Source organism: Botrimarina hoheduenensis, from assembly GCF_007859815.1.
Classification (GTDB): Bacteria; Planctomycetota; Planctomycetia; order Pirellulales; family Lacipirellulaceae; genus Botrimarina; species Botrimarina hoheduenensis.
The window spans coordinates 854,047-865,482 of sequence record NZ_SJPH01000002.1 but is presented as its reverse complement, the minus strand read 5'-3'; the positions used below and the strand labels follow the sequence as shown (position 1 = coordinate 865,482).

General features: G+C 63.0%; 7 protein-coding genes. 3 read left to right on the top strand and 4 right to left on the bottom strand.

Annotated elements, in window-relative coordinates:
• The first annotated feature begins 448 nt into the window (after positions 1 to 448).
• The 3 genes from Pla111_RS07240 to Pla111_RS07230 are packed head-to-tail and all read left to right on the top strand — an operon-like array spanning position 449 to position 3,409.
• Positions 449 to 1,408: an RNA polymerase sigma factor gene (locus Pla111_RS07240; protein WP_197524838.1), complete on the top strand. Its 960-nt coding sequence runs from the start codon at positions 449 to 451 to the stop codon at positions 1,406 to 1,408.
• Positions 1,405 to 2,463, top strand: coding sequence for a tetratricopeptide repeat protein (locus Pla111_RS07235; RefSeq protein ID WP_146572750.1), 1,059 nt, complete (start codon positions 1,405 to 1,407; stop codon positions 2,461 to 2,463). Before Pla111_RS07240 ends, Pla111_RS07235 begins: the two co-directional genes overlap by 4 nt.
• A gap of 4 nt (positions 2,464 to 2,467) precedes the next feature.
• Positions 2,468 to 3,409, top strand: a complete 942-nt coding sequence (locus tag Pla111_RS07230) for a caspase family protein (protein WP_146572748.1) — start codon at positions 2,468 to 2,470, stop codon at positions 3,407 to 3,409.
• Positions 3,410 to 3,487: 78 nt separating this feature from the next.
• Here Pla111_RS07230 and Pla111_RS17180 read toward each other — a convergent pair whose 3' ends face one another.
• From Pla111_RS17180 to Pla111_RS07210, 4 genes are all read right to left on the bottom strand, one after another.
• Positions 3,488 to 4,762: a hypothetical protein gene (locus Pla111_RS17180; RefSeq protein ID WP_197524837.1), complete on the bottom strand. Its 1,275-nt coding sequence runs from the start codon at positions 4,760 to 4,762 to the stop codon at positions 3,488 to 3,490.
• Positions 4,763 to 4,965: 203 nt separating this feature from the next.
• Complete coding sequence (locus Pla111_RS07220) at positions 4,966 to 8,346, bottom strand: caspase family protein (RefSeq protein WP_197524836.1); 3,381 nt, start codon at positions 8,344 to 8,346, stop codon at positions 4,966 to 4,968.
• Between the two features lie 2 nt (positions 8,347 to 8,348).
• Positions 8,349 to 10,499 carry a caspase family protein gene (locus tag Pla111_RS07215; protein WP_197524835.1) on the bottom strand — a complete coding sequence of 717 codons (2,151 nt, stop codon included), beginning with the start codon at positions 10,497 to 10,499 and terminating at the stop codon, positions 8,349 to 8,351.
• Between the two features lie 65 nt (positions 10,500 to 10,564).
• On the bottom strand, positions 10,565 to 11,089 hold the full coding sequence (locus Pla111_RS07210; RefSeq protein ID WP_146572742.1) for a DUF4384 domain-containing protein: 525 nt from the start codon (positions 11,087 to 11,089) through the stop codon (positions 10,565 to 10,567).
• Positions 11,090 to 11,436: the final 347 nt, after the last annotated feature.

Below are 11,436 nucleotides of genomic sequence, written 5' to 3'. Positions count from 1 at the left end.
TTTGAGGGGGAAGGCCGCGGGGCGGCAGAGTTGGTTTGGGGCGAGCGACCGGCGGGGCCGCTTCTGATCGCAGGACGCGCGGGGGGGCGGTGCTTGCGCGCCGTTGGCCGTTTTTTCTGCTTTCCCCGCCCACGCACGAAAAAAGCCGGGGGCCCGGAGGCCCCCGGCTGGTGCGGTCGGGGCAGGATCAGATGAGTGACGCCATGTCCTAACTAGGCCCGTCGGATCGAGACCGCTCGTCGTAGGACTACTTACTAGAGCCCCCGAATCCTCCTGCTGGAGTTAGTTGCGGTGTGCTTAAGTGTTAGTGCATACTGAGGTTACGGCGAATTAGCCCGATTCGATAGAATTCCGCGCAACGGTTGTTCCGTCGGGCGTCATCCCTTTAGACAGCGAGGATCTCCCCCTGTCCGCTACCGAGCAAAAGGACGTTGTTACGGCACCGTGGGTGTCGGCGACCGACTGTGATGAAACGCACGATTTGCGTGCCTGGCTAACCGCGACGGTCCAACGCATCGCCAATGAGGCGTTGGGACTGCGCCTCAGCGACAGCGAGGCGCAAGACGTCTACGCCGTCAGGTTGTGGCGGGCCCTTGAGACCCACTTTGTCAAACGCGCGACCGATCCCCAATCGATCGCCGATGTCGAGGATCTCCTCGAACAACTTGAAAGGGGTCAATTGCACTATGGACTGGTGCGCGAAAACGTCGTGATCGACGTGATCGTGGCCACCGGTCTTGAACGTCATGAAAACAAGGCTGCGATCGTGTTCCACGAAAACTACATGCCGGTTGTCCGCTACCACGCGAACCGATTCGCGGGCCAACGCGGCGTCGATATCACCGAAAACCTGGCGGCCGATTTGGTGCTGCCGCGTGTCGGCAGACCTCCCAAGATCGCAACGTATCGTGGCCTGACGCCACTCAAGTCATGGCTTCGCTCGGTGGTGGTCAACAAGTGTGTGGGGGCCCACCGTGCCCGCCGCGAGGAGTCGCTCGGAGAGTCCACCGAGATCGCGGTCGAGGACACGGTCGAAACCAACGCGCTGGCTACCGATTGCGAGAGCAAGCTTGCGCCGACATTTCGCGAGGCGGTCGATCGCCTTCCCGTGGCGGATCGCGTGCTGCTCAAGATGCTGATACTAGACGGCGTTTCGCAAAAGACGCTCGCCAAGACACAAGGGGTTGATTCGGGCACGCTGACGCGTCGTCGTCAGAAGGCAGCCGGAAAGCTTCTGGAAGAGATCCAAAATCTGGGCCTCGCGTCTGGAGCACGTCACCCGGCGACTGATTGCATCGAGCTGTTGCTCGCCGGCAAAGTCGCCGACCTGCAGTCGCGGTTGGCAATGTTGCTAGCCGCTCAATTTAACAAGGACGAAGATTCGGCTTTAGGAGGAACCTCACTATGAAATACGAGCCCCCCACCGACGACACGCTCGTGGGCAACCTGCTCCGCTACGGACAGGATACCTCCGCGGCAGCCGAGACCGAGTCCGCCGAGGACCTCTTCGAACTCTTCATCGAGGGGTGCCTTCCCGAAGCGGACCAGGAAGAATTCTATCGCTACCTGGACGCGAATCCCGCAGCGCGGCAGGCCGCCAGCCTGTACCTCGCTTCGCTTGAAGACGCGCTCGAAGCTGCGCCCGAATCGACACCCACAATCGGCCTCGCCCCCCCGCGATCGACGGCAAAGCCGCTGCTCCGTCAATCGACCATGACCTATGTCATGGCGATGGCGGCTTGCTTTCTCTTGTTGATCGGTGCGGTGTTCTTGCAATCGCCGCAGGGCCAACAGGTTGCCCTCAATAAAACGCTCAGCCGTGCCGCCGAACTGGCCGCTGACGGCGACTTTGCCGGTGCGCAGCAGTTGCTCGACGGTGTAGACGCAGAGAACCCACAAGCCCGCTTGCTCGCGGCACGTGTGGCTCTGCAAGAGAGACACGACCTGAACGATCCGGGCCCCTGGTCGTTGCTGGCCTACGGGTACGAACTGGGCGATGCGGTGCCGATGGACGGAGCACCCTCGCCCGAGGCGATCGAACGGTTGCGGACGGCTAAGACGCTCGTCGAGGGCGTTACCGACCAGAGTGTCCAGGCCGAACTGACCCGGGCATGGTTGGCTCTTAAGCAAAACGACGCCGCCACCGCTACCACAGCGCTTGAACGAGTGCTGCGGGTCGATCCCGATAACGCGGCCGCGCATCTTGCTCGGGGAGTGGCGTGCTTCATGCAAGACGACTTGGAGGGAGCCGAGGCCGCTTTCCGACGGCATCTGGAACTGGTGCCCGATTCCTTCGACGGCCGTATCAGCCTCGCAAAATGCGTCGCGGAGCAGGGTGACGATGCGGAAGCCTATGAGCTGCTCTCAACGCTTGACCTGTCGGAGGCCAACAAGGAGGAAGTCCGCCGACAGATTACGGTCGAGCTAAAGCGGCTGCAGCGTCTCCTCAGCGAGCGAGAATAGCACTATGAACACCCGCCCACTCTTGTTGCTCGTCGCAGTAATCGGCATGACGGGCTCTTGTCTGGCTGAGGAACACGCGCTGGTGATCGGGGTGAACGCGGTCCCCCATTTTCGGGTGGGCGGTTTGATGGCCGTGCGTCCGCTGCGGGGGGCTGAGTACGATGCCAAGCTCTTCGCCCAAACGCTAAGCGATCGGTGGGGCTTCAAGCCGGACCAAGTGGAAGTCTTGTTAGGAAAAGAGGCCAACCACGGCTCGGTCACTGGGGCGATGGAGCGCATCGCCCGCACGGCAAAGCCGGAAGATACGGTGGTGTTTTACTTCGCGGGGCACGGCACCCAGGCCCCCGACCGGGCCCCCTTCGACGAACCCTCCGACGAACGCCTGGATGAAGCCCTCTGCCTCAGCGACGTGACGAGCGCGGGCGAGAACCTGCTGCTGGACGATGATTTGGCGAGTTGGCTCCGCGAGCTGAAGGTTCAGAGCGTTTCGATCGTGCTCGATTGCTGCCACTCCGGCACGGGCATCAAGGGGAGCGCTGATCAACCCGTCGAGCGCGGCCTAACCCTGCCAGCCGTCGCGGCGAATGGCCCCCTGCCGAGCACCGCCGGGGCGTACGCCGAGCTGACACTGCTCCGCAAAGCAAACGGCCCGCGAGTGATCGCGCTGTACGCCTGCGAGTCAGGGCAATCGGCCTACGAGCGTCGCTTTGCTACGCCTCAGGGGAGAAAGGCGATGGGGCAGTTCACCCGCTACTTGCTTGAAGCCATGACCGACCCCAGCCTCGCCGACCAAGATACCGATGGCCGGCTCTCGGTGGACGAAGCCGCCGCTTATGTAGGGGCCAAGATCGACAACGACTTCAACGCCGGCCGTCTGCCCGCCAAGCAGCAAAGGCCCCATGCCGAGGCATCGCGGGGCGAGTGGGACCTGGTCTCGGCACGTTAGCCGACCGTCAATGAAACGAGCGGCCCTGATTAAATATCAAGGCCGCTCGTGAGCTGGCTAGATCAGGCGATCGCCGCTCTAAAAGAAATAGCCCCACTCGGCACGGATCATGTCCGCGTACCAGCGGTCGCTCGTCCAGTTATGGCCGTAACCAACGTAAACGGTATGGTCACCACTTGTGTAGCGAAGGCCATACTTACCGTTGACGATGGTGTCTCCGGTCGCATCGCGAACTTGCTGACCACCGGCCAGCGACGTCGAGAAGCCATCCAGTACGGTCCAGCCGACCACCTCGAAGATACCCGTCAGCTTGCGAGTCTTGCAGCAGGTGCTGTTGTCGAGCAGATCCACGCCGATACCGGCACCGTAGCGAAGGATGTTGGCATTCAGATCGATATCGTTGGCACCATCGTTGGTGGTGGGAGCGTCCAGCGTGAACCAGTCACGGATTTCACCGAACAGGAACGTCGAGCTCGAGAGCTGACGGCTGTAGAGCAATCCGATATCGAAAGACGTATTCCCGGTACCCACCGACCGATCTGCGTCGCCCGTCGGGGTGGAGATCAAGAACTGGGTCGTTAGGTACTCGCCGCAGCAATCCAGCAGGGCGTACTTGAAACCCGTGCGAAGGTCGCTGAAGCCGCTAACTGTATCGTTAAGGCCATCGTCGTCGATATCGACGTTGCTAACCCAGCGGACCGGGGCGTCGACGAAGACCGAGAAGCGGTCGGTCAACGCGACCTCGAGGTAGGCGCTCAGCTCCTGAAGATCAATGTTTTCAGCAAACGGGTCGCCACCGCTGCCCACGCCAGCCGGTCCCTTGGTGTTCACAAAGCCCGCACCGGTGGGGTACAAGAACTCACCACGAGTCGGCTGGTCGGAACCTTCGGCGTTGTCATAGCGCAAGCGGAAGCGTGTCGCGATCGGAGCGTAATCGATGTAGCCCGGTGCCGGTGCGGCAGCGACCGCGGAAGCCATTGAGAAGCCAGCCCCACCCGAGGGCTGAGAAAGCGATCCAAGACCCAGTGGCGAGGGGCCGTCGAGTGCGTCAGCAAGTGGCGCTGATGCCGTCGGAGCCGGTGCTGCCGGGTTAGTGAGCGGCGTGGGGGCCACACTCGGGCTTGCCGAATCAGCCGGTGTTGGCACCCCTGCGGAGGGCTCGCTGTGGGGATACATTAACCCCTCAGGAACGCAAGGCTGCGGCGGACAAGGGTTGGGAACGGGAATGCAGTAGCTGTAGCCAGCCGGCTGCAACATTTCGGGGTAGGCAAGGCTCTCTGCGCCGACCGGTACCGTCAGCGCCGTTACTGCCAAGCCCGCTGCGCATCGCTTGACGCGGTTCCACTGGATCATCGGGGATCTCCTCCTTGTCGGTTACCCGCTGACCGATCCGTCGGTCACGGGTCCCGCGCCTTCCATGCGCACGGGATATAACAGCAGTAGGGTTATCGCCGCGTGTGGCGCTTATCTGCAGAATGCAACTTTTTGCTGGAGCGACCCCGTCAGGCGGGCAATTCGGCACAACCGCGACAACCGGCACGCTAGCGATCGGCCTGCTACCGGCCGGGCTGGGTTAGTCGCAGATCGGATTTGCGCTCGAACGCGAAGGGGATATAGAGCACGGGCTCTTGCATCGAGGTGCTGAAGCGCTCGAGCGCCTTGGGGTCTTGCCGCAGGAAGCCGGCCAAGTCGGTATCGCTGACCACTGTGCTCGAGCGCCGGCTGGCAGCACCACCGAGCCCCTTAACGACAAGTTCCGTGAACACGCCCATCTTGGCCTCGGCATCTTCGCGCGCCTGCTCATCTGCTGCGCACGAGGCAAACAGACTTACGCCCACATCGGTGTCATCGCTTTCGCGGGCCCGCCGATGGATCGCCTCACGAAAGCGACCGCTGTTGCAACTGTCGAGAATCAACACCTTGCGTCCGAGCGATCGGTCGAAGCATTGCCGGATGACTTCGGCGGAAGCGAGCCCTGAAAGGTCGCCGTCGGAGGGGATCAAGCTTACATCCCCTTCGCTGGCTCGGCTGTGTCCGGCAAAGAACAGACCGATGGTGTCGTTGCCGTCCGCTACGCTCGACAACCACTCGAGCGACTCTCGGAGCCGCGCGCCAGTGGTCATCTCACGCGTTGTGAGCACACGGACGACAACGTCATCGTAGGCTTGATGGTCGCGGAAGACTTGTGCGACATACTTGGCATCGGTATCGGCATACTCGAGTTGCCCCATGCCCACTTGCTCGTCGTACTCAGAAACGCCGATTGCCAGCAAGTAGAAAACCTCTTTAGCCGCCTCCTGGCGATCTAACTTCTCGGCGACTAGGGGTGAGGGCTGATAGTCGACACGGTCTTTCGAGTCGGCGGTTCCTGAACTGCCATAGACCCGGGCTGTGACCGATTGTTCGGCCCCCGTAACGGGTTGGAGCGTCAGGTCCACCTGATCGCCGGGCTGGAAAGGTCCTTCGACCCGATCCACCTTGCGTCCTTCGGCGTCGACCAGGGCGATCTCGTCGATCGTTTCACCGGGAGGCGCATCGACCGCTACGGATACCTTGAGCGAGCCATCTTCTTGAGCCTCTTGCTGGGTAACCTGAACTTGTGGCAGTTGCTTGTTGTCGACGGTCTGCTTCTGAAGCACCTGCTCAATGGCCGCCGCCTTCTCGGCAGATTCCGCCGCCAGGAGTTCGCGGATGAGCGCTTCACGGCGGAACTTGCGGTGGTGCTGTTGGGCCGTTGCAAACGAAGGCGCTTCGCCTTGTCGCCCGTTGAATTGCCAGCCAATCATGCGGTCGCCGCCAACCGAGGAATCGTAGTGGCCCGTCGGGGTCCAAGCGACCCACGCTTCATCGTTCGCATAGAGCGAAAGGACGGGGCTCCAGATGGGGGCGAAACTCAGCCCGATCGGTTGCCTCTTAGTTGGCTGCGGATTGCTTTTCGCAATCTCCAATAACGGTGCCGCGGCCTGTGCGGACGGATCGAAACGGGTTAGCTGTGCCACAATCGTGGCGTGGTCGGTTGCTTCCAGCAAAGGCCCGCGCTCGCGATAGCGGATCCGCACCACCCGATCGCCCCGACGCACGCCGCGATTAAAAAATGGCCCCTGGGCGGCGACGCCAGCGACGCGGCTCCCCGTGCCTCCGGCATCAACAAGTCGAACGCCCCAGAGCCGCATCAGCGCGTCTTGCTTAGCATCAAACAGGTCCGCCAGCGACCAGAACGCGGCGGTGCCGTCGTCGGCCCCTGAGGCCAGCATCATGCCGTCCGCTCGGGCGGCTAACGTGGTAACGGCACCCTCGTGGCCGACAAACTTACGCACTAGCCGTGGGGTGGGGCCGACACTGCTCAGGTCAAATACGAAGAGCCCGCCGGAGGTCTCGGTACCGATTGCCAACGCTCGGGGGGCCCCGTCGGGGCCAGGGATCCAGCACCACGCCTGGGATCGCACCCCGCCTTCCATCGCCGAATCAATCGGCAGCTTGGGCATAGCGCGACCGTTACGAGTGACAACCAGTTTGGTCGTATCAAACGCCCAGCCGCGCGCAGTCTGTCCCAGCTGAGCGTCGGGGGGCTCCGCGGCTGATGGCGGCAACCTGTCGACCAGGCTCTCGGCAGCCGGATCGACAACCCACGTGACGCCCCCGCTTCGCACCATCAGTCGGGTGGATTCCTGGTTATCGCCTTTCAGGAACGCGACCCGATCGACTTGCGGGCCGCCTTCAAGAAAGAGCGGCGTCGGTTTTTTATCCGCAGACGGACCGACCAGACACACGCTACTCCCCACCGAGTAAGCGATCAATTTTCCGTCGGGACTGGCCGCGCACGAATCGACCGTTGTCGGTGTGACCGCCAGCGTACGCTTGGCTGCGGTGGGAGCAGTGTCGATCGCGATGATCTGAACAGCTCCTCCCCCCCCGCTCGAGTCGCGCGCCACGACCAATGATCGACCGTCGTTGGTGAAACACAGCGCGCGGATCGTTGCGCTCGACGCAATCGACATCTCAAGCGTCTTGATGCGGTAGCCACCGGCAGCTTGTTGCTCGTAGAGATTCAGGCGGTCGATCCCTGCCACCGCAAAGCGCCGCCCCGCAGGACTGGACGCGATCGCCATAATCAGACCCGGGTAGACAGTGTCGGCTTGGCCCCCAGCTTCAGCGGTTTCACCGGTTACCGCGTTGTGCAGGTAGACACGCCACAACGGGACAACGCCGCTCGGTGTTTCGTAGAGGTCCTTCTCATCAATGCGGGGGAAGAGGAGCGACTGGCCGTCAGCCCAGGCCAGAGGGCGCCAGCGGGGCTCCCAGCCGGTGGGTCTCCATAATCGATCATCGCGGGCGTTCACCCGACGGACCGGCGGGAGCAACTCACCCAGCGGTTGCCGATCGGCACCGCGCCACAGCAGCACCTGCCCATCCAAATCGGCCGAGGCGAACCACGCGCCATCGGGCGAGAACGCCAGGCAGCGCACGACTTGCTCATGCTGGGGAGTGTTCGGGTCGGCATCGTCGATCGGATAACGCCACGACCGAAAGGCCTTGGGCTTGGCCGGATCGAACCAGATCACCTCGCCCCCCGCCCCCCTGCCGCCACGCCCGCCGACGGCGACCGCGCCGCTAAGCGGGTCCATCGCCAGCGCATAGATCCTACCCGGAACGCCATAGCCGACTTCCCAACGCAGTGCCGGGGCAGCCGACCACGGGCCCTCTGCCCCCGACGGACGCCGCCAGACCCGCACGGTTTTGTCATTGCCTGCCGAATACAGCGACTCGCCATCCGGGCTGAATGCCACAGCGTTGACGGCACCGGTGTGGCCCTGAGAACGCAACCGAACGTAAGCCACGGGGTCGACGTACTCCACCGCCAACAACGAACCGCTCGTCACCGTCATCCAGAGGGTGGCAATCGCCCCGATCCTTCTGCTGGCATTTCCAGGACTCATCATCATCGCTGCTCAAGCTGTGACAAAGCCGACGCGGAGCAGTAATGAACATGCAGCACCGCCAGCTGGCGGCCGACACCGCCGGGGGCCTGAACCGGCCGGAGCCGAGCCCCTGCGATCGGCGCTCCCGCGGTCGTACCGACATCGCTCCCGCGCCCGGCACCGAGGATGTCGTACAGCACCACCGTGATCATGCCGACCGCTTGTCCGTAGTCACGACGGGCCCCGATCGAATCGGTCGAGTCAACCACCTGAAACCGCAGTGCGTCTTGATTGGGTCCATAGTAAAACCCTTGGTAACGCAACGGGCGGACGCTCCCATCGAAGAGCCACATCTGATTCAGATCAAGCGACGACAGCGGTGAGTGCTGGGCGACGCGGACCAGATCAACCCCTTTATAGAACACCGGGCCTCCTTGATTGGTCGGTGTTTGCGTGCCGCGGTCGAAGCGTGGCCCGCCAGCTTGCGAACCATTCTCTTCTTGCGCGGCATTATTGGCCGCTGTCTGATCGATCGCCGGATTGCGGATGCTCACGCCATCGACCAGGATCTTGGCATAAACGGGTCGGCCCTCGTTGAGCTTCTGCAAGTCGTAGTCGACGTGGATCTCGTAGGTCTCGCCTTTGTTCAGAGCCACATACGCTCGGCCCTCGCGATAAACCGGGTTGCGGACAAAATAGCTGTTGCTGCCGCTTGGAACACGCACCGACACCTGGCAGCCGAAAGCGGGATCCGCCATCGGGTGCTGGTAGTCGGCAGCAGAAACTCGCTGATCGAGTGTGGCCACGGCGACCGCCTCGGCCGACTTGGTAATGCCGGTCAGCGGATCGCGGCGTGACTGGAAGTCGGCCGTCTGAACCACCGCGCTGTGCCCAAACTCGGCCCACAGATCGACATCATCGACCATCGCTCGGCCTGCCACGCTGTGCGTCGTCACGCCGTTTTCAACAATCGAGGCTTGCAGCAACAGCGCGTCGCCCGACTGCATGCGGACCTCACCCGTCAGCGCCACAAAGTCGTTCAAGCCGTTCTTAACGGCATTGCTGGCCTCGGACGCCGTCAGCAGTTGCATGGTGTTTGGCCGTTCGGACAACCGAGCCTTAACCTTGCCCTGAAATCGCTCGGCGAGGCTCTTTCCGGCGAGGCCGCTCTCGACACTCAGCACCGAAGCCAGCCGGCCTTCGTCCCACGAGAGCGTGGTGAACTCGGGCAGGCAGCCGACCACGCCAAACCTCTCTTGCGCGGCATGCCAAGCGATCTGGCTCGCCATGTCCTCGAGCACCACGTCGAGCGGTTGCGGCCGCAGCGTTGTAATTGTGGGGTCACCGGTGACCGCCATATTGCGGCTCATCCGCGGGCTCTGATCCTCGCCGTACCGGCGTTGCGCCTCGGCCGTCACGTGCTGGTCGACATAGGCAAACGCTTCGTTCACGGTCACTGAACCATCAACATTGCGGTCCGCGTGCCCGGACAATGCCTTGCTGAGCCAAAAGCTGAACAGCGAGCCCTCCAGCGCACTGTCCATTACGCTGCTCTGCGCGGCCGAGGAACTGGCCAGCGTGACCACGCCTTCAGCTTCGTCGAAGCTCGACAGCACATTCTCACCCGTCACGCCCCGATCCGACGCGCCCGCATGGCAGGCGTCGAGCACCAGCAGTTTCGCCCGCGCTTTGCATCCCGCCAGCTTGCCGCGAAGCCAAGCCGCGCTAACTCCGGTGGACTTCACTTCGGTGGGCTGAAAGTCGCTGGGGGCCAAGTACAGTGTCCCGTCTGACGCGAGATCGCCATGGCCGCTGAAGTAAATCAGGACCGCGTCTTCCGGCCCAACCGCGGCAAGCGACTCCTCGATCGCGGCCGTGATTTGTTCTCGGCTTGTGCCACTCCCCTCGACGGTGGTGAGGGTGGTCACCAGCGCGTCTTGGAAGTCGCCACGCTCGGTCAGAACGGAACGCAGCCGCTCCGCATCGACAGCGGCGTAAGGCAACGGGGCCATCGCTTCGCTATCGTACGCGGCAACGCCGATCAGCAAAGCGTGATGACGAACTCCTGCCTCGTCGGACGCGACGGCTGACAGGGCTTCCCCGGTCGTCATCAAGATCAACAGGGCAGCAAAACGGCCAAGGCCAGACGAGAGCATGAGTGACGTGTTCATCGGAATTCTCATGGTTAATTGAAGAAGGTTTAGTGTAACCAAGCCGGTATTGGAGGGATGCCCGATCATTCTTTTGCGGGGCTGCTCACCGTAAGCACCTGGGCCGCCAAGCCCTCAGAAGCGGCATGAGCCGCGCAAACGGCGTCGATTTGGCTCGAAGTGATCACCGGAACCGCCTCAGGGGAATCCGTTAGAGCCGCCTCCAGGGCAGCGATCGGCTCGGCCGAGGCGACAATCTGCACCGCCTCTTCCGTGAAGGGGCCGCGGATCACGCACTGCACCACATCGTCACGCGCTGGCAGCTCTTGGAGTCCCGCCTGATTCAAGCGGCTGTCAGGCCGACCGGCATTGGGGAATACCATGACCGCATTGCCATCGGCCTGGTGATACAGCACGTACACATGCAGCGGCTGGTTCGCTTGAAAACGCACCCGCAGGAATTCACCGTCGCGGTAGACCCCGTCGGCATGATCCAGCTCTGCACGAAAGGCCGCGGCCTCCGGGGCGAGTTCGGCAAAAATCGGCGAATCGGCCCCGGCGACAACCGAGGTAAGCAACAGGGCAATCGTGCCGAGCGAGCAAGCGTTCATCGGAAACCTCGTGAGAACTGGGGGCGGCAGGTTTGGTTTGGGGCGAGCGACCGGCGGGGCCGCTTCTGATCGCAGGACGCGCGGGGGGGCGGTGCTTGCGCGCCGTTGGCCGTTTTTTTCTGCTTTCCCCGCCCACGCACGAAAAAAGCCGGGGGCCCGGAGGCCCCCGGCTGGTGCGGGGTCGTGTCGTGAGGCGAGCCGGGGGGCTCAGTTCTGCGGCTCAGTTCTGGGGGAGGAGCTGCTCGGGGGCCGCGACCACGGAGGCCTCGGTCGGCGAGGCGGGCTCGTGGATGATCAGCTCGGGCTTGCGGATCAGCTCGACCGGGTACTTCCGCATCGTGTCGCCA

Bases quoted from the DNA above. Each gene is read 5' to 3' on its own strand.
- Pla111_RS07235 (WP_146572750.1), top strand. From the start codon at position 1,405: ATGAAATACGAGCCCCCCACCGACGACACGCTCGTGGGCAACCTGCTC.
- Pla111_RS07230 (WP_146572748.1), top strand. From the start codon at position 2,468: ATGAACACCCGCCCACTCTTGTTGCTCGTCGCAGTAATCGGCATGACG.
- Pla111_RS17180 (WP_197524837.1), bottom strand. From the start codon at position 4,762: ATGATCCAGTGGAACCGCGTCAAGCGATGCGCAGCGGGCTTGGCAGTA.
- Pla111_RS07220 (WP_197524836.1), bottom strand. From the start codon at position 8,346: ATGAGTCCTGGAAATGCCAGCAGAAGGATCGGGGCGATTGCCACCCTC.
- Pla111_RS07215 (WP_197524835.1), bottom strand. From the start codon at position 10,499: ATGAACACGTCACTCATGCTCTCGTCTGGCCTTGGCCGTTTTGCTGCC.
- Pla111_RS07210 (WP_146572742.1), bottom strand. From the start codon at position 11,089: ATGAACGCTTGCTCGCTCGGCACGATTGCCCTGTTGCTTACCTCGGTT.